General features: G+C 69.0%; 15 protein-coding genes. 6 read left to right on the top strand and 9 right to left on the bottom strand.

What is annotated here, in order from left to right:
- Nucleotides 1–222 precede the first annotated feature (222 nt).
- Nucleotides 223–513 carry a 30S ribosomal protein S15 gene (gene rpsO / locus B9S57_RS17835; protein ID WP_003965855.1) on the bottom strand — a complete coding sequence of 97 codons (291 nt, stop codon included), beginning with the start codon at nucleotides 511–513 and terminating at the stop codon, nucleotides 223–225.
- A 188-nt stretch (nucleotides 514–701) separates the two neighbouring features.
- Entirely contained in the window at nucleotides 702–2,204 is a 1,503-nt protein-coding gene (eccD, locus tag B9S57_RS17830; protein WP_103516563.1) for a type VII secretion integral membrane protein EccD, read from the bottom strand.
- 243 nt (nucleotides 2,205–2,447) lie between these two features.
- Here eccD and eccCa point away from each other — a divergent pair, with 243 nt between their 5' ends.
- Nucleotides 2,448–6,416 carry a type VII secretion protein EccCa gene (gene eccCa / locus B9S57_RS17825; protein WP_103516562.1) on the top strand — a complete coding sequence of 1,323 codons (3,969 nt, stop codon included), beginning with the start codon at nucleotides 2,448–2,450 and terminating at the stop codon, nucleotides 6,414–6,416.
- A 983-nt stretch (nucleotides 6,417–7,399) separates the two neighbouring features.
- On the top strand, nucleotides 7,400–8,479 hold the full coding sequence (locus tag B9S57_RS17820; RefSeq protein WP_103516561.1) for a (+)-(1(10)E,4E,6S,7R)-germacradien-6-ol synthase: 1,080 nt from the start codon (nucleotides 7,400–7,402) through the stop codon (nucleotides 8,477–8,479).
- Nucleotides 8,480–9,308: 829 nt separating this feature from the next.
- Here B9S57_RS17820 and B9S57_RS17815 read toward each other — a convergent pair.
- The 4 genes from B9S57_RS17815 to B9S57_RS17800 form a co-directional block, all read right to left on the bottom strand.
- On the bottom strand, nucleotides 9,309–9,683 hold the full coding sequence (locus tag B9S57_RS17815) for a hypothetical protein (protein ID WP_146057766.1): 375 nt from the start codon (nucleotides 9,681–9,683) through the stop codon (nucleotides 9,309–9,311).
- Nucleotides 9,684–9,981: 298 nt separating this feature from the next.
- Nucleotides 9,982–10,281, bottom strand: coding sequence for a WXG100 family type VII secretion target (locus tag B9S57_RS17810; protein WP_103516559.1), 300 nt, complete (start codon nucleotides 10,279–10,281; stop codon nucleotides 9,982–9,984).
- 63 nt (nucleotides 10,282–10,344) lie between these two features.
- A complete protein-coding gene (locus tag B9S57_RS17805; RefSeq protein WP_103516558.1) occupies nucleotides 10,345–10,719 on the bottom strand; it encodes a WXG100 family type VII secretion target in 375 nt (124 codons plus the stop codon).
- Nucleotides 10,720–10,795: 76 nt separating this feature from the next.
- Nucleotides 10,796–12,052: a S8 family serine peptidase gene (locus B9S57_RS17800; RefSeq protein ID WP_103516557.1), complete on the bottom strand. Its 1,257-nt coding sequence runs from the start codon at nucleotides 12,050–12,052 to the stop codon at nucleotides 10,796–10,798.
- A gap of 1,553 nt (nucleotides 12,053–13,605) precedes the next feature.
- Between B9S57_RS17800 and B9S57_RS36250 the strand changes: the two genes are divergently transcribed.
- A complete protein-coding gene (locus B9S57_RS36250; RefSeq protein ID WP_181011382.1) occupies nucleotides 13,606–13,752 on the top strand; it encodes a hypothetical protein in 147 nt (48 codons plus the stop codon).
- An 85-nt stretch (nucleotides 13,753–13,837) separates the two neighbouring features.
- Here the strand turns inward: B9S57_RS36250 and B9S57_RS17790 are convergent, their stop codons facing one another.
- The 3 genes from B9S57_RS17790 to eccB all read right to left on the bottom strand — a co-directional run bounded on the left by B9S57_RS17790 (nucleotide 13,838) and on the right by eccB (nucleotide 17,231).
- The gene (locus B9S57_RS17790) at nucleotides 13,838–14,278 is read right to left on the bottom strand and encodes a hypothetical protein (protein WP_103516556.1); all 441 of its coding nucleotides are present in this window, start codon (nucleotides 14,276–14,278) and stop codon (nucleotides 13,838–13,840) included.
- Nucleotides 14,279–14,439: 161 nt separating this feature from the next.
- Nucleotides 14,440–15,690 (bottom strand): type VII secretion-associated serine protease mycosin, encoded by a 1,251-nt coding sequence (mycP, locus tag B9S57_RS17785; RefSeq protein ID WP_103516555.1) that lies wholly within the window; start codon nucleotides 15,688–15,690, stop codon nucleotides 14,440–14,442.
- 11 nt (nucleotides 15,691–15,701) lie between these two features.
- Nucleotides 15,702–17,231 (bottom strand): type VII secretion protein EccB, encoded by a 1,530-nt coding sequence (eccB, locus tag B9S57_RS17780; protein ID WP_103516554.1) that lies wholly within the window; start codon nucleotides 17,229–17,231, stop codon nucleotides 15,702–15,704.
- Nucleotides 17,232–17,414: 183 nt separating this feature from the next.
- Here eccB and eccE point away from each other — a divergent pair, with 183 nt between their 5' ends.
- From eccE to B9S57_RS17765, 3 genes are all read left to right on the top strand, one after another.
- The gene (gene eccE, locus B9S57_RS17775; RefSeq protein ID WP_103516553.1) at nucleotides 17,415–18,755 is read left to right on the top strand and encodes a type VII secretion protein EccE; all 1,341 of its coding nucleotides are present in this window, start codon (nucleotides 17,415–17,417) and stop codon (nucleotides 18,753–18,755) included.
- Complete coding sequence (locus tag B9S57_RS17770) at nucleotides 18,752–19,462, top strand: hypothetical protein (RefSeq protein WP_103516552.1); 711 nt, start codon at nucleotides 18,752–18,754, stop codon at nucleotides 19,460–19,462. The genes eccE and B9S57_RS17770 overlap by 4 nt, the downstream gene beginning before the upstream one ends.
- Nucleotides 19,463–19,546: 84 nt before the next feature.
- Nucleotides 19,547–19,780, top strand: coding sequence for a DUF397 domain-containing protein (locus B9S57_RS17765; RefSeq protein ID WP_103516551.1), 234 nt, complete (start codon nucleotides 19,547–19,549; stop codon nucleotides 19,778–19,780).
- Nucleotides 19,781–19,942: the final 162 nt, after the last annotated feature.

Below are 19,942 nucleotides of genomic sequence, written 5' to 3'. Positions count from 1 at the left end.
CGGAGGACGGTACGGAGGGGCGCGCCCTTGTGCGGGGCCGGTCTTCGATCGAAGCTCCCGGGCGTTGTCCCGGGGGCCACTACCGAGGACCGGCGGCGGCCTTGGCGCGCCTCTCCTCGTCTGGTGTCGTACGTCCAGGTTACTGAGCTTGACCCCGGTCCCGCACGTACGGCAAAGGGAGCGGCCCCCTAGAAGTGGGAACCGCTCCCTTTCACAGCGTCCTTACTTGGCGCCGCCGGCCGCGCCACGGCGGATGCCGAGGCGGTCGACGAGCGCACGGAAGCGCTGGATGTCCTTCTTGGCCAGGTACTGAAGGAGGCGGCGACGCTGGCCGACCAGGATCAGCAGACCACGACGGGAGTGGTGGTCGTGCTTGTGCGTCTTGAGGTGCTCCGTCAGGTCCGAGATCCGGCGGGAGAGCATGGCGACCTGGACCTCGGGGGATCCGGTGTCACCCTCCTTCTGGGCGAACTCGGACATGATCTGCTTCTTCGTAGCGGCGTCGAGCGGCACGCGTACTCCTCTTGATGTTCGATGCGCCCACGAGTGCCCCTGGTCTTGATCTCAGGAGAGCTTCCGTGACTCGGAGGCGAAGGTCCGATGAGCGCAGCCCCCAGGATGGTTCCCGGAGGCGCGTACACAAACGGCCGTCACACAGCGTACCAGCCGCGGTGGGCCCGGTTGCCCTCGCGCCGGAGCGGTCAGCTGGTGAGCGCCCGGATCGAGTGGTAGACGTCGAAGACAGCGAGGCAGAGGGGCAGGAGCGTCAGGAGCACGCAGGCCTCCGCGACCTCCAGGAAGCGCCCCCAGAAGGGGGTGACGCCCTTGCGCGGGACGATCAGCCCTATGGCGGTGATCACGGCGGCGACGCCGGCGACCGCGGCGGTGAGCCAGATCGTACGGATGTCGAGTCCCGCGCTGTCCCCCTTGAGCGCCTGGCGGAACAGCTCGACCGGCGGGTTCAGCGACAGTCCCAGGCCGAGGAGCACGAGTGCGGCGAGGCCTGCTCCCAGGGCGCAGCCGACCTGGGCGGTGTAGCGGAACAGGTGGGCACGCATCAGCATCGCGGCACCGGTGGCGAGTGCCAGGAGCTGGCCCCAGACGCTGTCCGAGAAGCCGAGCACCCCGGCGGCCCCCGCGGCCACCAGGGCGCAGCCGCCGACCAGGCCGAGGAGCAGTTCGTGGCCGCGCCGCGCCTGGGCGGCGATGCGGGCGGCGTCGACCGGGCCCTGCGGTGCGGGGTCGGACGTCCCGTAGTCGCCGGTGGTGGTGCGGGGCGGCTCGAAGCCGATCGGGAGGCGGGCGAAGCGGGTGGAGAGCCCGGGCAGGAACGCGAGGAGTCCGACGGAGAGCGGGGCGCACACGGCCGCCGTCTCGGCCGGCTCCATGCCGGTCAGGATCGCGACGAAGGTGACCAGTACGCCGATGGCGGAGGCGAACACGAAGGCGACGAACGTGCCGTCGCCCTCCGGTGCGGCGATCATGAGGATCACGGACGCCACGAGCACGGCGGCGCAGGCGAGCAGGAACTGGAGCCTGCCGACGCCCTGGCCCGCGCTGAGCGGCAGGAGGCCGCTGCCGGCGACCGCGGCACTGGCGAGCACGCCGATCCCGAGCGCGATGGACGAACCGCGGTCCGCGTAGACACGCGCGCGTACGCAGGCCAGCGCGAGCAGGAGTACGGCGGCGACCGCGGCCAGGATGCCCGGCAGGCCGTGCATGTCGTGCCGGATGTCGGAGGTCCACAGCGCGAAGCCGAGCAGGACGAGCAGGACCGACCCGCCGAAGAGCCCGGCCGAGCGCATGAGGGCGTCACCCCAGAGGGTGCGGTCCCGGGCGACGGCGGTGGCGACGGCGTCGGAGACGTCGTCGAAGACCGCGGGGGGCAGCGACTCGGAGAAGGGCCGCAGGGACAGCAGCTCGCCGTCGAGGATGCGCTGGCCGGCCAGCGTGCGTCCGCTGTCCAGGACGGTACCGTCACGGCGCACCAGGTGGTAGCCGACCGGGGCGCCCTGGGTGGGGCTCTGCCCCGACAGGCGGAGGATCTCCGGGTAGAGGTCGGCGACGGGGATGTCCTCGGGCAGCGCCACGTCGACACGGCTGTCGGGCGCGACGACCGTGACCCGGCAGAATCCGGTTCCGTTGCCGGCCGGAACTCCGGGACCCGGCCGACCGGATCCGGTAGCCGCCGTTTGGGCCGTCATAGTCACGTGCTGCTCCCCCTCATACTTTTCCTGGACGTCTGGAACGCACCCCTGGATCGCGGGTTCCGACTCCGTCCCGAATGACCCATTTTTTTGCGGTAGTTAGCGGATGCGTACACGCGTCGCGACACCCTACCGCCCTCGCACAGCGGGGTACGCCAGTAGGATCCTCCCGCGGACGGAACCCGTCGCCACGGGGGCGCCGATAGGAACAGTTCCGTCCGGCAAGGGAATTGGTGAGCTGTGAGCCAGATCGTCGTCAAGCGCCCACCGCGGGCCCTCCCCTCCGAAGTTCCGGGTGAGCAGGTGCAGTTGCAACCTCCGCCCGAGTTGCCTCGCGGGCAGCAGGAGGGGGTGATGATGCAGCTGCTGCCGATGCTCGGCATGGGTGGTTCCGTCGTCTTCTTCTTCATGACGCCGAACCCGATCATGCGGATCATGGGCATGATCATGATTGCGTCGACGGTCGCCATGGCCGTGGCGATGATCATCCGCTTCCGGCGGGGCACCCAGGGGCAGCTCGCGGACATGCGGCGCGACTATCTGAAGTATCTGACGCAGACCCGGCGCGCGGTGCTCAGGACGGCGCGGTCGCAACGCGACGCGCAGTTCTATCTCCACCCGTCGCCGGAGCAGCTCTGGGCGCTGGTCGCCGAGGGCAGCCGGGTGTGGGAACGCCGTGTCGGTGACGCGGACTTCGCACACGTGCGCATCGGCCTGGGCAGCCAGGAGCTCGCCACGCCGCTCATCGCGCCCGACACGGCGCCGGTCGACGAGCTGGAGCCGCTGACCGCCGGGGCGATGCAGCAGTTCCTGACGACCCACGGCACGCTGGACGGGCTGCCGATGGCGGTCTCGCTCCGCGCCTTCTACCACCTGACGATCAGCGGTGAGGCGGAGTCCGCGCGCGCCACGGCCCGCGCGATGATCGGATCGCTCGCATCGCTCCACTCCCCCGAGGACCTGATCATCGCCGTCGCGACCGGCCAGGACGCGACTCCCCGTTGGGACTGGACGAAGTGGCTCCCGCACGTCCAGGTGCAGGGATCGACCGACGGCGCCGGCAGCCGCCGTCTGATCAGCACCAGCGTCGTGGAGCTGGAGGAGATGCTGGCGGGCCGCCTCGACGGCCGGCCCCGCTTCCAGCCCGGCGGTCAGCCGCTCATGGACCAGCCCCACGTCGTCGTGGTGCTCGACGGCGAGTCCGTACCCGCGACCTCGGCGCTCGCGTCGGCCGAGGGCCTCCAGGGCGTGACGGTCGTCGAGATCGTCACGGGCCAGGTCAACGGAGCGCGCGGCGGTCTCTCTATCGTGGTGGACCCCCACTCGCTGCGGCTGGAGTCGGGGCACGGACTGGTCTACGACGGCGTTCCCGACCTGCTGAGCCACGAGGCCGCGGAGGCGCTGGCCCGCCAGCTGGCCCCGCTGCACGTGGCGTCGGGCGGCGACGACGACGAACCGCTGCTCGCCAACCTGGAGTTCACCGATCTGCTGAATCTCGGCGACGCGGCCTCGGTCGACGTCAGCCGGACCTGGCGGGCCCGCTCGCAGGCGGAGCGGCTCCGGGTGCCGATCGGCGTCGGCGAGGACGGCGGCCCGGTGATGCTCGACCTCAAGGAGGCCGCGCAGGAGGGCATGGGGCCGCACGGTCTCTGTGTCGGCGCCACCGGTTCCGGCAAGTCCGAACTGCTCCGTACGCTCGTCCTGGGTCTGGCCGTCACCCACACCTCGGAGACGCTCAACTTCGTCCTCGCGGACTTCAAGGGTGGTGCCACCTTCGCCGGCATGGCGCAGATGCCCCACGTCGCAGCGGTGATCACCAACCTCGCGGACGACCTGACCCTGGTGGACCGCATGGGCGACTCCATCAGCGGTGAGCTCAACCGCCGCCAGGAGATGCTGCGCGACGCGGGCAACTACGCCAACATCCACGACTACGAGAAGGCGCGGGCCGCCGGCGCCCCGCTGCAGCCCATCCCCTCCCTCGTCCTGGTCATCGACGAGTTCAGCGAACTGCTGACGGCCAAGCCCGACTTCATCGAGATGTTCGTGCAGATCGGCCGCATCGGCCGTTCGCTGGGCGTCCATCTGCTGCTGGCCTCGCAGCGCCTCGAGGAGGGGCGGCTGCGCGGTCTGGAGACCTATCTGTCGTACCGGATCGGTCTGCGGACGTTCTCCGCGGGCGAGTCCCGGGCCGCACTGGGCGTTCCCGACGCCTACCACCTGCCGAACGTCCCCGGTTCGGGCTATCTGAAGTACGGCACGGACGAGATGGTGCGCTTCAAGGCGGCGTACGTCTCCGGGGTGTACCGCTCGGGCTCGCAGCCCGTCGCGTCCTCCGGTCCTCTGCCGGTGGACCGCAGGCCCGTGGTCTTCACCGCGGCTCCGGTGCCGGTGCGCTACGTCCAGCCGACGGCGCAGGCCGGAGTGCCCGAGGCCCGCAAGGCCGAGGACGACGCCCTGGCCGACACGGTCCTCGATGTGATCGTCCGCCGGCTGGAGGGACGGGGCGCCTCGGCGCACCAGGTGTGGCTGCCCCCGCTGGACAATCCGCCGTCGCTGGACGAGCTCCTGCCGGGCCTCTCACCGGTCGAGGGCCGTGGGCTGACCCAGCCCGGCTTCGAGGGCTCGGGGCGCCTCGTCGTACCACTGGGCGTGGTCGACAAGCCGTACGAACAGCGCCGGGACACGCTCTACCGGGACTTCTCCGGCGCGGCGGGCCACATGCAGATCACCGGCGGTCCGCAGTCGGGCAAGTCCACGCTGCTGCGCACGCTCATCGCGGGCTTCGCCCTCACGCACACGCCCCAGGAGGTCCAGATCTACGGCCTCGACTTCGGTGGCGGCGGCATGGCCTCGGTCTCCGGTCTGCCCCACGTGGGTGGGATCGCGTCGCGGCTCGACCCGGAGCGGGTGCGCCGTACGGTCTCCGAGGTCTACGGGATCATGGCGCGCCGCGAGGAGTACTTCCGCAGCGCCGGCATCGACTCCATCGCCACCTTCCGCCGGCTGCGGGCGCGGGGCGAGATCTCGGTGACGGACCAGCCGTGGGGTGACGTCTTCCTGCTCATCGACGGCTGGGGGAACTTCCGCACGGACTACGAGGGGCTGGAATCAGCGGCCGTGGACATCGCGCAGCGCGGTCTCGGCTACGGCATCCACCTGATCGTCACGGCGTCGCGCTCCATGGAGGTCCGGGCGAATCTGAAGGACCACCTGATGAACCGGCTCGAACTGCGGCTCGGCGACGTCATGGACTCCGAACTGGACCGCAAGGCCGCGGTCAACGTGCCCCCCGGCGTGCCCGGCCGCGGTCTGACTCCGGAGAAGCTGCACTTCATGGCGGCGGTCCCCCGGATCGACGGCATCAACTCCGACAGTGACCTCTCCGAGGCCACGGCGGCCATGAACCAGGAGGTCGCCCGGCACTGGACGGCGGCTCCCGCCCCGGCGGTCCGGCTGCTCCCCCGCGAACTCCCGGTGCACGACCTGCCCGCGGGCTACGCGCAGCCGGAGCGGGGCATCGCGTTCGGTATCGACGAGAACAACCTGGAGCCGGTCTTCCTCGACTTCGAGCGGGACCCGTTCTTCCTCGTGTTCGGCGAGAGCGAGTCCGGCAAGTCCAACATGCTGCGCCTGCTCATCAAGCAGCTGACGGAGAGGTACACGGGGAACGAGGCCAAGTTCTTCGTCATCGACAACCGGCGCGCGCTCCTGGACGTGACCCCGGCGACGCACCTGGCCGAGTACGTGCCCATGTCCAACAACATGGAGCACCACGCGGACGCGCTGTACGACCTGATGAAGCGCCGTACGCCCTCCCCTGACGTCACGGCCCAGGAGCTGCGCGAACGCAGCTGGTGGAGCGGCCCGACGGTCTTCGTGGTCGTGGACGACTACGACCTCGTCTCCACGTCCAGCGGGAACCCGCTGGCCAAGCTCGCGGAGATGCTGCCGTTCTCCCGGGACGTCGGCGTCCGGTTCATCATCGCCCGCAGCTCCGCGGGGGCGGGCCGTGCGCTGTACGAGCCCTTCATGCAGCGCATCCTGGAGCTGGGTGCGCAGGGCCTGATGCTCTCCGGCGACCCGATCGAGGGCGACATCCTCGGCAACGTACGGCCGCGCCCGATGCCTCCGGGGCGTGGAATCTTCGTCACCCGACGCCGCGGGAACCCGCTGGTGCAGTCGGGGCTCATGGACGGGGAGCGGTAGGGGCTCTCGCCGTGACAGGGCGGGCGGGCGCGGCGATCGACGGACTCGCCGGCCCGCCCGCCTTGGTGTGTGCGCGGGGCCGGCCGCCCGAGGAAGGGATTCCGCCCATCCGGTCCTCCCGGCGGACCGGCGTACCGCTCGTCCTGCAACCTGGCATTCCGGCACAGAGTGAAAGGGTGCGCGCATGTGATGGGCCGAGTGGGAACAGCTGATGTCCGACGCCGCCGACACGAGCAGCACACAGATGCGGCTCAATACGGCGGGGTCCGGGGGTGGTGGCGGCAAGAAGGGTGACCTCGCCGTCGATCAGACCGACCTGTCAGGCGTACGTGCCGAGGCCCACAAGCTGAGCACTCGCCTGTGGAGAGAAGCCCGCGTCGGTCGTTGTCCCACAGAACGGCACCCTCCGGCGCGGTATCGGCGTTCGGCCCGCAGCGTGCGACCAAGCGGCGGGTGGCGTCGTCGAATTCTTGGGGGTCCGAGAACGGCCGCCCGTCGAGCACGGCCTGCTGCTGGCGGGCGATGGTGGTCGATGCCGGCCTCGGCGAGGTCGGCATGGAGTCACGATGCGATTGCCTGCCCAGGCTCGCGCGGCGAGCGCTCGGCCTACGGCACACCGTCATGAACGAACGGATCGTCGCACTCGATCACGATCACGCTCACCAGCAACCATGAGCAAGACCGTGTTACGAGATCTCAGCGGAATAGCGGCGTCCTGGCCAGAATAGATGAATCCTGAACTGACAAGAGCTACTTTCGGGCCACCTCTGGCAGCAAGGACGATCAACCCCAAACGAGACGTGATCAACCTCTTTCACGCCTCTCACGGGCGTTGGTGACGTATGTGGCGGCCTGATCACATGACGGAAGGGCTACCGGGCCGTAGGCCCAACCAGGCTTGAAACGGCTGTACCCGTTCCCCGTACACCTTGCTAACTTCCGGGTCTCAGAGGTGTTGAAAAGCACATGCGAAAGGGCGGTACATGACCTCCCCAGCTCCAGCCCCGAAGATCCCTCAGCTGTGGGTTCCGCTCCCCTCGGGGATCCACCCGAGTTGGCATGAGATCGACGAACGTTCCGCCGCCTGGCTCGATCGATTCGGCCTCTACTCCGACCGGGCCCAGCGCGAACGGCTGACGCGTATCGCCGTGGGCGAGATAACCAGCCGCGGCGCCCCCTCCGGGCGTCTCGCGGGCCTGCAGTGGACCTCGGACTTCCTCATGTGGCTGTTCGCCTTCGACGACGCGTTCTGCGACGAGGGACCGTCGGCCGCCTCCCCCGACGCCACCCTGCTCATCATCACCAAACTCCAACGCATCGTCGAAGTGCCCTGGGCCGCTCCCACCGACGACCCGTACAGCGCTGCGCTCAGCGAGCTTCGCTTACGGCTCGACAGCCTCACCACACCCGTACAGACCGCCCGTTGGGCCGCCAGCTTCCGTGCCTATCTCCAGGGCCAGATCTGGATGGCCGCCAACAGCGCGCACGGGCGCATACCCAGCCTCTCCGACCACCTGGCGGTCCGGCTCGACTCCTCCGGCGTCAAGATCTTCTCGACCCTGAGCGAGATCATCCACGGCTACGACCTCCCTGCGGCCGACTACGAGCGTCACGACGTCCGCGGCTTCGTCGAGGTCTTCGCCTCGATCATCGGCTGGTCCAACGACCTGGTCTCGTACCACAAGGAGCGCCAGCGCAGCCAGGAGGGATACGGCAACATCGTCGACCTGATCGCCTACGAACGGGGGTGTTCCCTCGCCGAAGCAGTGAACGAGACCGCCATGATGCACACGCGCGCCATGGCTCTGTACCTGCGGCTCCGCGACCAGATCCTGCGAGACGCGGGCCCCGAACTCCGCCGATGGGCCACGGACTGCGACTCCTGGATCCGCGCGGACTACGACTGGTCCCTCACCACCAATCGCTACGTCAATCCCGAGAATCCTGCCGACCTGCCCGCAGGCAGTGCCGCTTTACCCTTGCAGGAACGCGAGGCGGACCAGCCTCTGCCCATCGCCAGCATCGCGTGGTGGTGGACCCTGCTGAACGATCAAGCGGCCTGAGACGTGGACACCCGCTGCTGAGCGCACCTTGCAGCGTCGGACGCTCCGGCCTCGCTGGTGGGTCGAAGGCGGTGGGTCGGAGTCGGGCGGGCCGACGGCAGTGGGGCGGAGGTGTGGTCGTCAGAACGCTCAGGTGACGTGGCATCGGCTCGGCGACCACGACTCGTCGGACACTCCGAGGGGTTGCTGCCTCCTGGCTGGAAGCAGCAACCCTCGTGTGCACCGGCCTGAGCCGGGAGGACGGTGGTGAACCTCGTTCCCAGGATTCGACGACGGTCACCGTGGTCCTGCGGGGGTCCGGAAACGACGGCGTGTTCCGCATGCTCTGCTCTGCCCCGTCAGGGGGACGTGTGGAACGGGGTGAGCGGAACCAGGGCGGCAGAGACTCAATGCCTCACAGCGGTCCTCGCGGCAGATCGCCGTGTCAGACGCCAACTGCTGCGTGCACGTACTGGTGGCGCCTGTGTCGGGCTCGTACGCACCGCCTTCACGGAGGTGTTGTTCACTGCTGTCGGCGGCGCCCGGTGAGGGCTGTTGGTCCGCGGGCCGTTCGGGCCTGGGTGGCCCCGGTCCTCGTGGTTGTCGTCCTCGGCGGCGCCGGTGGACTGCGGCCGGACGTGTGTACCTCATTGCCTTCAGCCAGGGCCTGATGTGACCGAGGCGAGTGGCCGTGCCCGTCTCTGCGGCACCTGTGGCGTGCCGGCGGCCGGCAGATCGCGTGAGGCCGGCATGGACCTCCCGACCTCCCGACCTCCCACGTGACCGGCCCGGCTCGGCGGCCAGGCTTCCCAGCCACCGGAATCCGCCGCTCAGCCTCCGTCGGCGTTACCTAGCTTTGGGGCGCCCAGGGGGGCTCCGAGGGCTCGGGGCCGTCCAAGGCGTGCCGGACCTTCTCCTTGAAGGTCTTCGGCGGGGCCTTTCTCTCCTCCTGCGTGTGAATGAGGCGGGCTGCGGTCACGCGCATGTGGCACTCGCGGTGGTCCTGCTTGAGCCGGACCAGCCAAGCGCCGTCGGAGGTGAGGAATGCGCTGCGGGCCGGAGTGTCACCCGACCGGGCATGGCGTGCGAGGACAGCCGGCATGTAGTGCAGCGCCGCGTCCTCGGCAACGGCAAGCGCCTGCGCCTCCGTGCCCTTGACGGGGTGGCTCGCCACCAGTTCCCAGCGGTGCAGTTTCAGATCGACGCCGTCTGCTCGTCGCGTCACACGGGTGTCCTCCTCTATGAGGACATACCACTGAGCGGCCATGCCCGGAGCCTAGCGACCTGGAGCCTGCTGCGGAGGCGTCGGCGGCATCCGCATCGCAGAGCCGACCAGGCTCAATCTCGCTGTCGTCCTGACTCCAGAACCCTGTGGTGCAATTCCACGCCTGCCATTCGTCCTTCGAGCCCCGCCCCGATTCGGTCCCGAAGCCATGCTTCCTTGGAACATCCAGCACCACGACAAAGGTCAGGGTGGGCACCTCCCGTGCGTGCCCACCCTGACCTTTGGCTACTGCCGAGTTCTACTCGAAGTTGGCTCGCGCCCGCTTGTCGCCGCCGTGGTAGGCAGCGCCTGCGTCGCGCACCTTGCGGGAGATCTCGGCCAAGGCCCTCTCGATATCCGCGGCGTCACGGTCCCAACCGACCCGCGACTGGTCGTACGCCGTCTTGGCCTCGCCCACCCAGAGCTCGGACGCACTGGCAACCACTTGCTTGATCGCCGCAAGGTCCTCTTGAAGCTGCCTGCCCTGCCGGTCGATGTCACCAGCGGCCTGCTCCAGGCTCGAATAAGTGACAACCATCGTGCCGTCGTTGGTCGGCATACGGTCCTCCAGTTCAATCTAGTTCGATGTCATGGTCCGTACGTGGTACGGATGCCGCAAGGCTCAGAGGGAGTTGAGCGCCGAGGGCGGAGGGGTGATGGCCGCGGTCTTGGCCTCCGCGCCGGCCGAGTAACCGTCGACGACGTCGACACCCTGGAGGGCCGCCTTGATCTCGTCTTCGGTGTTGCCCGAGATGACGCGGGCCGCCTTGATCGCTTCCTGGTAGTTAGCCAGTCGGACGGCGATGTTTCCCATCTTTTTGTTGATTTCATCCTGCTTCTTGTTGAAGGCGGCGGCGCCAATGCCCTTCCAAGCGCCTTCCAGGCTGTCGATCGTCCCCTGCAGGGTCTTGATCTGGCCCTTCACGGAGTCGAATCGCCTACTGAGCTCATTCTCGAGCTTGATGAGCGCGTCATCTGAAAGCTTCTGATCTGGCATGGTGCTGGCTTCCTTCCTGGTGCTCTTGTTCGGTCCGGCGTTGGCGCCGGGGGTGCATGTGAGGAATTGCGGTCAGTCAGGCGGTGCGGCGCTTGCGCGAGAGCGCGAAGGCCCCGCCGCCGAGCACGAGTACCACTGCCACTCCACCGAGGATCAGGCCCAGTTGACTGTCGTCGTCCTTCTTCGTGCTGGAGCCTGCCATGGCCGCGTCATCGGCCTCATCCTTCTTGGCGGGCTGTGACGAAGCTGATGCGGAAGGGGCGGCCGAGCCGGCGGAGCCGGACGTCTTCTCCTTGGTAAGAGGGCTGATGTCAGGGGCGCCGGGCTCGCCCTTCCCCTTCAGGATGTTCATGGAAGGGCGGATCAGACCGTGACCGAGGTACTTGCTGAGCGTGTCCTTCTCCCAGTCACGGCTGGCAGTGTCGAAGAGGACATTGAGAACTTGGTTCGCCGTCCACTCCGGGTGGGCGGACCACACAAGAGCTGCCGAGGCGGATGCGATGGCGGTTGCGGCGCTCGTTCCGCCGTCACCTTCGCAGTATTCCTGAAAGGTCTCGTCACACCAGTTGGGGATGTCGTTACCGGGAGCTGCGATATCGACGGTATCCCCATTTTGGGAGTACTCGGCCACCTTTCCGTCACGGTCGGCCGAAGAGACGCCAACGACTTCGGGGTAGGCAGCTGGATAGCTTACAGGATTGCCCTGTTTCGCCTCATTGCCTACAGCAGCGAAGAACAGCTTGCCCTTACGTTGGGCATATTTCACCGCTTCAAGTTCTTCATCAAGTTTGAAGTCGTTACCGAACGACATGCTGATGATATTGGCGTCGCTGTCAGCAGCGGCCCGAATCGCATCCGTCGTGTCAAGGGAATTCACGGACTCCTTCGGCTGCCAATCAGAGTCAGCAACTCTCATCGGGATAATTTTCGCCCCGGGAGCAAGCCCCTTCAGGCCGCCACCCTTGCCCGTGCCGGCAATCAACTCGGCCATAGTGGTTCCGTGACCGTCGTAGTCATCCACCTCGCTACCCTCTGCACCGGTAGCGTCGAGCCCCTTGAGTACCTGCCCGTTCAGGGATGGCGTCGAAGAATTGACCCCGGTGTCGATGACAGCGACCTTGATGCCTGTCCCCGTCGTCGTCTTCCACATCTCTTCGGCCTGCATGGCGTCGAGATACCACTGCTTCGACTGCACATCCGCCGCGAAGGCGGAAGGGGTCGCCACTCCAAAGACCACGCCCCAGGCAGCAGCCACAGCCGTTGCCCCGAGCAGCCGCCGTCTCAGTCCGAGCTTCGTGCGGCGTTTCCGAGTCTGGCTCACTACTACTGTCATCCCGAAGTCCGACCCTTCCCTGTGCCTACTCGATGACCGGCGGTGCCGCATCACGTCGGCCGACCTCCCACGTTTCGCGGTCTTCTGTCAGGTAGTCCGGACGCGGCGTGCCGTCGTCCTGCTCTTCGTCGTCGGAGCCCTGGCGACCTGCAGGGCCTCGCACGAGACCCGTTCCTCCGACGGTAAAACCCTTCGAGCCAGCGCCTGGACGGACAGGTCCACCGCGAGGTGTGCCGAGAACCCCCTTGGTGCTGGTAGTTCCCCGCCCGGCAGAACGAGAGGCGCTGTTCGCTCCAGTAGCCCCGACCACACCTCGCTGACCGATACCGCCAGTAGCGCTCCCCGCTCTGGTCGTCCCCTCAGCCCCGACAGCCGTACCTCGGGAAATGTTCCGGCCCCCTCCGACGGCGCCGGGAGTGACGCGCTGGGGAGTCCCGCCCACGATGCCGCTTGCTCGGCCCGCACGCGGGGCTGAAGCTCCGGGTGTACCTGCACGGCCCGTGGCCGTAGGCCTGCCCCCTGTGATCCCGGACCGGCTGGCGTTGGGGGATTGTGTCCCGCCGCCCGCACGTCCGGCGCTTCCCGAAGCCGAGCCCCCATTCATGGGTGAGGGTCGTCCTACCGGAGATCCGCCCCGACCGGTGGCCGTAGAACCACCGGCTCCGGAACCGTTGCCCATGGCTGCGCTGTTTCCCGCCTGCCCCAAAGCTCTGGGCGCACCGACTGCCCCTGGAAGGCCCCTGGAGCTACTCGCTACCGGGTACACAATGCCGGGTGCCATGGGAGGAGTCGGGCTTCCCCCGGACGCTGCAGAATTCGCGGGAGGGAGCGGCGTTGACACGCCTGAGGCGGATACCGGAGTTGGCGGCGCTGCGACGCTGTTGATCTCTGTGGATGTACTCCTGTCCGGGACAGACCCCACCACCGTGTCCTGGAGGCCGTGGTCGGTGCCCGAGGAGCTCGGGCCGCCGATCACTGTTTGCCGGGTTACCCCTCCAGAGTCTGCGCTGCCTGACGCCTGGGAGCCACTGGACGGCGAGGAACCCTGCTCGCCGTCCAGCCGACGTCCGTCACCTTGCGGCCGAGGCATCGCCACATCAAGCTTCTTGTCGAACCGCGGCGGTTCCTGCGCCGCCAGCGTCTCCTCCGAGACCGCGTAGTACGACGCCAGCCGGTTCGCCTGGTTGATGGCCTCCTGCCGGTCCTTCTCGACCTTCACCGCTGCGGCGTACTCAGGGTTGCCCTCGATGCGCGCCGGGCTCTCGATGTCGTCGGGGGACTTGCGGATCAGGCGACTGTCCCGGGGCGGCAGGGAGCTGCGTACCGAGGCGAGGCCCGTGCCCGCGACCGTGATCTGCGTGCCTGCCGTCTGCGCGAACTCGCCCAGCTTGTAGGCGTGCGAGACCAGACCGTTGCCCCACTCCCGGAATGCCGTTCCGGAGTCGCCTTCCCAGTCGACCTGCCCGATGAAGTCGCCCAGCTCCTTGGCCGCGTCGTTGAGGGAGCTCCGGGCCTTCAGGAGCGCCGTGCCCGCCTCTTCGAGGTGCTCCGGATTGGAGTTCTCGATCAGGTCGATCATCGCGTTGAGCTCATGGCCCTCGAAGGACGTCCGCCCCGAGGAGCCGGAGCCCCCGAAGCCGAACACCTCCATCACGCCCTGCATCTGCCGGGTGACGTCGGTGACGACCAACTGCCCCTGAACGCGATCCGTGTCCTGCTGCGCCTGCTCCTTCGGAGACAGATCCGGGGGAACCTCGGAACCTTGCTCCGGCTTCTTCGGTTCACTCATTCGGCTGCCCACCCCGCGTCACTCTGCTTGTCGGCGTTCTGCTCCGGCGCAGGCCTCTTCTCCGCCTGCGCCCTCTTGCGCTCCTCGTCCATGTCCGCCTGGATCTCGTAGAACCGGCGCCGTGTGTCGTCGTCCACGTTGTCGAAGCCGACCGCCGCAGCGTGCACGCCGAGGCTCAGGTACTCGATCTGGTCGCCCAGCGACTTCGAGAGCGTGACGAGCGACTCGTGGACGCGGTTGTACTGGGTGTAGAGCCCGTCGGCTTCCGCGAAGCAGGCGTTCTGGCCACTGAAGGAGGTACGCGACACCGTCTGCGCCGCGACCTTCGACTTCCCGGCCGGTGAACTCTCGAGCTCCGCCAGCAGCGCGTTCACGCTCTTCTGGAACTTCTCCAGAGCGCCTACGCCCTTACGGAGATCTCCTTTGCCCTTGGTCACGTCGCTGCCCTTCCCCGTTTCCCCGTTTGCACAGTCCGTTTCGCGTTGCTATCGCACCCGCGCGAACATCACTGGCCCCAACACATCACTCTAGCCAATGGCACTGACAGGACCAACTGTCTTGTCCATCACGTCACTTCCCTGCGCCACCGGTAGGCGGGTCACGCTCCGCCCGGACGTCCCTGCCTGCGCCGTCGGTCGCGTACGGCCACGGCCGCGCCGGCGATGGAGGCGACCAGGACGCCGCCACCCACCACGACGTAGGTGGCGAGCCGCGCGTTGCGCTCGTCTGCGGTCTCTCCCAGGTGGAACGCGGCGGGGACCGGGGCCTCTCCCTTACTCACGCCCTCGTGTGCCACCGGCTTCTCGATGGGCTTGTCGTCCTCGGTCAGCGCGCGCACCGGGTCGATGACGCCCCAGCCGACCAGCCGGTCGTGGCCCGCGACCGAGCGTTCCGCCGTCTGCTCGATCTGGGCGACGATTTGCTCCTGCGTCCAGTCCTTGTGCTTGGCCCTGATGAGCGCTGCGACCCCCGCGACGTACGGGGCCGAGAAGCTGGTGCCGTTGTCGACACAGTGCCCGCCGCCGGGGACCGTGGAGATCATGTCCACGCCGGGGGCCGCGACGCCCACGAAGTCTCCGGACTGGGAGAAGGCCGCGCGTTCGTTGTTGCGGTCGGAGGCGGCGACGGCGAGGACACCGTCGTAGGAGGCCGGGTAGGTCTTCTTGACGTTCCCGCCCAGGCCGTCGTTGCCGGCCGAGGCGACGACCACGATCTCCTTGGCCAGGGCGGCGTTCACCGCCTGCTCCAGGAGCGGTGTGGGCTCCACCGCGTTGGCCGTGTCCTGGGAGATGTTGATGACGTCGGCGTCCACGTCCTCGACGGCGTACCGGATGGCAGCGGCCAGCGACTCCGCCGTCCCGTGCCCCTCGGCGTCGTTCTGCTGGATCGGGATGATCGTCGCGTCCGGTGCGAGGCCGGTGAAGCCGGTGCCCTCCGCCTCGCGGGCGGCGATGATGCCGGCGACCTTGGTGCCGTGCCCCACCCTGTCGGTGGTGCCGTTCTCCTTGCCGCGCTCGAGCTTGTTGCCGTTCTCGTCCTTGAGGTTCCTGTCCAGGAAATTGTGGCCGCTCCTGGCGTCCACGGCCTTCGTGAGCTGCGGGTTCTTGACGTCGACACCGGTGTCGATGACCGCCACCCGCACGCCCTTGCCCGTGGACTGCTCCCACAGCTCGTCCAAGAGGACGCGTTGCAGGGCCCAGGGACGGCCCGCGTACTTCTTCGAGGGGAAGGTGCACTGGGTGGAGTCCTCGGCGGCCGCGGGCAGCACCGGCAGTGTGACGAGGAGGACGGCGGTGGCGGCGGCTGCGGTGAGCAGGCGCCGGCGGAGGGGGGAGGGATGCGTCGTCACGTGGTTGCTCCTCACGAACCCTGCGGCTGGCGTGCGGCGCCGGTGGAGAGGCGCGGTCCCGTCGGCAGGAAGGCGGACCATGCGGCCGGCACGGGCGCGGGGTCGACGTCCTTGTAGCCGAGCTGACTCTGCGCCTGCTGTGCCTCCTGCTGCCGCTGCTCCCTCTCCTCCTTCGTACCGGACTCACCGATGCCGGAGTCGTCCTGCCCCGCGTCGCCGTTGGACTGCATGGCATAGCGCAGGCCGGTGTCGGTCACCAGGAAGAGTGGACCGGATTCCGGGCTGGCTCCCTTGAACTGCCGGAAGAGCTGGCCGGACCCGGGGGTGACGTAGGCACTGCTGGAGCCGGTGGGGAGCGTGGCGGGGAAGCTCGTGCCCGTCCAGGTGCTGAGCGTGGCGGCGCCGTCCTTGTCCGAGACGCCGCGCAGGACGTTGCACACGGTGTTGCGGCTTCCGCTCGTCGTGCTCGCGGAGTTGACGGGCACCGGCTCGCTCTCAGGCCAGTCGAACTCCTGCCCGAACGCCTCACCCGGCTCGAAGGATCCGGCGCTGACGTGCTTCACCTTGCCGTCCGGGTTCAGGTTGACCAGGGCGCGGCTGTTGAGCAGGAGCTTGGCGACGAGGTCGGACACCGGAGCGACCCTGCCCCGCAGGACCACGTACTGCTGGGTCCTGGTGCCGGCGGTCGCCGCGAGCACCATGCCCACCTTGTTGTCCGCGGACGTCAGCCGGCCCGGAACACCGGCGTCCGTACCGGGAGTTCCCTCGATGGTGGGGAAGGAAACGGCGTCCCCCCTGTGCAGCGTGGCGAGCCAGTCGTCGGACACGCGCTGAGGGGCGTTCTGGGCGACCAGGGTGCGCAGCAGCAGTTCGTCGTTCTTCACCGGGTACGCCTTGCCCGAGGCGTCCACGAGATAGCGGGTCCGCTCCGGTCCCGGCCCCTCGACGTACATCACCTCGCCGCCCCGCAGCTTGCCGGCGCCGTCGGTCTTCTTCTGCTCGCGCTCCGCGAAGACGAAGGCCGCCTTCTGGATGGCCCTGCCGCCCTCGCCGGGGCGTTCGCAGACCGCCCAGCGCTTCGCCGCCCCCGCCTCGGTCCTGTCGGGCAGACGGTCCGGAGCGTACGGGATGCCGATCGTCGCCCCGCGCGGGATCTTTCCGCTGTCGAGGACCGAGTCGTCGACGTTGACGACCGTCCCCTTGCCGGGGGCGAGGAGGAGCTTGGCGCTCGACATGTTCAGCACCGGGTGGAGCTGCGTCTTGCCGTCGGTCTTCAGCACCACGTACCGCGTGGTGGATTTGCTGGCGACGATGACGTTCTCGTAGGGGGTGTCCCACTTCTGCGGGGCCACGGGCTTGAACATCCCCCAGGCTCCGAACACCGCCAGGGCGACGGCGCCGACGATCACTCCGGGTACCACCGCGCGAAGAGGACGCGGAGCCCCCTCTTCCGAACCGGACGGGTGGGGCTGCAGGAACTGTGCGACCAACCTCCGCTTCGCGAAGGTGTAGGCATTGAGTTCGTCCCGCCGTGATGCCATGTGCGCGCTGCCCCTTCTCCCCAGTGGGCGACCAGGTTCCCACACCCGCGGTGGGCCGCCGCCGCCGACCGGGCCCCCTACTATGCCTGTTGGCACTTGGCTCTCACCGCTCAGGTAGGCTGATCGCCCGGTCAACGCCCGTGTAAAAAACGGTGAATACGGACACGAGGGGGCAACGCGGCGATGGGTGCAGCGACGGGGGAGCGCACGAGGCGGTCTGCCCACCGAACGCCCGGCCCTTCCCGACGGCAACGCAGCAACGAGTCGGGCGGCACCGCTCCCCACACGTCGGCGGACGCCCCCGCGGCGGCCACCCTCCACTCGATCTCCAGGACCGGCCGCGTCGGCCCCGCTCTGCGCCGGATGGTGCTGGTCGAGGCCGCGCTGGCGGTCGCCGTGGTGGGTGCGGCGCTCGGCGGTGCCTGGGTGATCCCCGCCGGCGTGATCGCCTGTCTGCTGATCCTTCTCGCGGTGGTACGCCGACGGGGCCGGGCGGTGCAGGACTGGCTGTCGACGGTGTCGTCCCTCCGCCGTCGCAGGCGCACCGCCGCTGCCGCGTCCGCGGAGACGGAGCCGCAACTGGCCCCGGTCGCGGAGAACGTGCCGGGATTCGGTCCCTACATCTATGTCGACGGTGCCCGCCGCACGGTGGGCATGGTCGGGGACGGAACCTTCCTGACCGCGGTCGTACGGGTCGAGGCGAGCGGTGAGTCGCTCCGTCAGGCCATGGGCGCCCGGGCCCTTCCGCTGGCTCTCCTGGGTGACGCCCTCACGGTTGACGACATCGTGGTGGAGTCCGCGCAGCTCGTGCAGCAGGTACGGCCGGCTCCGGCGCCGCATCTCCCGGAGCGTTCGGTGGCCCGGCTCTCGTACGGCCCGCTCCAGGACCGGACCGGGGCGCCCGCGCTGCGGATGACCTGGGTGGCGGTGAAGCTGGATCCGGAGCTGTGCCGCGAGGCCGTGGAGGCGCGCGGGGGCGGCATCGGAGGGGCTCAGCGCTGTCTGGTGCGGATCGCCGACCATCTGGCGAGCCGGATCACCGGTGCGGGGTTCAAGGCCGCGGTCCTGGACCAGGACGAGCTGAACTCCGCCGTGGCGACGTCCGCGTGTGCCAATCCCATCCTCTCGGCGCGTGCCGGACGCTCCGATGCCGCGCCGCAGCAGCGGACGGCGGAGACCGCCCGGGTCTGGCGCTGCGACGACCGCTGGCACACCACGTACGCGGTGGACCGCTGGCCGGAGCTGGGCCGGGGGGCGACTCCGCTCCCGCGCCTCGTCGCGCTGCTGACCTCGGTGCCGGCGTACGCGACGACGTTCAGCCTGACGGTGCGGCGCGGCACGCACCAGGGCCATGTGTCCGTGCGGGGCCATGTGCGGATCACCGGCGGTTCGGACACCGAACTGGTCGGCGTACGAAGGACATTGGAGCAAGCCGCACGGCACGCGGAGGTCGGCCTCGTCCGGCTGGACCGCGAACAGCTGCCCGGCGTCCTGGCCACGCTCCCGCTGGGAGGCGCACAGTGACACAGCGATTCTCCCCGAGGCGGGGCCTGCTCGGTCCCCGTCACGCGGGCCACACCCTGGCCGCGGATCACCTGGGCGCGCTGTCACTCCCCGTGGGGGACGACGGTGTGATCATCGGTGACGACGCCGAGGGCCGCCCCCAGATGATCGGCTTCCACCGGCCGGCGCCGTACGACGTCCTGCTGATCGGCGGACTGTGGACCGCGCAGGTGCTGGCGCTGCGGGCGGCCGGTACCGGTGCACGGGTGGCGGTCGAAACGGGCCGCACCCAGGCGTGGACGACGCTGGCGCAGGCCGCGGGCGCCGGTCTGGAGTGCGTCTCGCTGCATGACGTGGGCCGGGTTCCGCCGACCGGAGCGACCGTCGGCAGCCCCGTGGTGGTGGTGCGAGACTGCGGCATGCGTCCGCCCCGCGGCCGGGTGGTGTCCTCGCCGTGGCAGTCGGTGCTGACACTCCTGCCCTACCTGAGCCCGGTGGCGCCCCGGTTGATGCGGTCGGCCACCCTCGTGGGCATCCAGCGGGTCTCTCCGGCCGAGGCGGAGCAGATCGGCCGGATCCTGGGGCTCGCACGGACCGAGAGCGAGGCCCTGCCGACGCTGGCGGACGGTGTCACGCTCTGGGTCGCCGGCCGCGACCGCCACTGGGTGATGACCGGTGCGACGGACGTCGAGACCGGATTGCTGGGCACAGCCCGCAGGATGGACTGAACCTCTCCGGTTCGCACCCCGGACCCGCCCTCTTTTCAGGATCATGTCCGGGGAACGACACGGTTCGACCGAAGGGACGTGCGCATGGGCACCCAGCAGGAAAAGGACGAGCTCTACGCTCTCGACATCTCGGATGTGGAGTGGCTGAGCGCACCCGGTACCGAGAACGTCGAGGAGCGGGTCGAGATCGCCCACCTCCCGGGGGGCGCGGTCGCGATGCGCTCGTCGCTGGACCCGGGAACCGTGCTGCGCTACACGGAGGCGGAGTGGCGCGCGTTCGTCCTGGGCGCGCGCGACGGTGAGTTCGACCTCACGTAGGGGCCGGACGTGGCGGGGCGGCTGTCCTGGACGGCCGCCCTCCCGCTGTGTCCGGGGCGCCCCGTTACATGACAAACAGTCCGTTCCCTCACGTACGGGTACGCCCGATTCACCCCGGGGTCCTACGTGACCCACGGGACAGCTGCCGCTGAGCGATACGGC

Source organism: Streptomyces sp. SM10 (assembly GCF_002910915.1).
In the GTDB taxonomy this organism is placed as follows: Bacteria; Actinomycetota; Actinomycetes; order Streptomycetales; family Streptomycetaceae; genus Streptomyces.
This window is presented reverse-complemented; position numbering and strand designations above follow the sequence as displayed.

Excerpts from the sequence above, each read along its gene's own strand:
- eccD (WP_103516563.1), bottom strand. The coding sequence starts at position 2,204 with ATGACGGCCCAAACGGCGGCTACCGGATCCGGTCGGCCGGGTCCCGGA.
- B9S57_RS17820 (WP_103516561.1), top strand. The coding sequence starts at position 7,400 with ATGACCTCCCCAGCTCCAGCCCCGAAGATCCCTCAGCTGTGGGTTCCG.
- B9S57_RS17810 (WP_103516559.1), bottom strand. The coding sequence starts at position 10,281 with ATGCCGACCAACGACGGCACGATGGTTGTCACTTATTCGAGCCTGGAG.
- B9S57_RS17805 (WP_103516558.1), bottom strand. The coding sequence starts at position 10,719 with ATGCCAGATCAGAAGCTTTCAGATGACGCGCTCATCAAGCTCGAGAAT.
- B9S57_RS17800 (WP_103516557.1), bottom strand. The coding sequence starts at position 12,052 with ATGACAGTAGTAGTGAGCCAGACTCGGAAACGCCGCACGAAGCTCGGA.
- eccB (WP_103516554.1), bottom strand. The coding sequence starts at position 17,231 with ATGGCATCACGGCGGGACGAACTCAATGCCTACACCTTCGCGAAGCGG.
- eccE (WP_103516553.1), top strand. The coding sequence starts at position 17,415 with ATGGGTGCAGCGACGGGGGAGCGCACGAGGCGGTCTGCCCACCGAACG.
- B9S57_RS17765 (WP_103516551.1), top strand. The coding sequence starts at position 19,547 with ATGGGCACCCAGCAGGAAAAGGACGAGCTCTACGCTCTCGACATCTCG.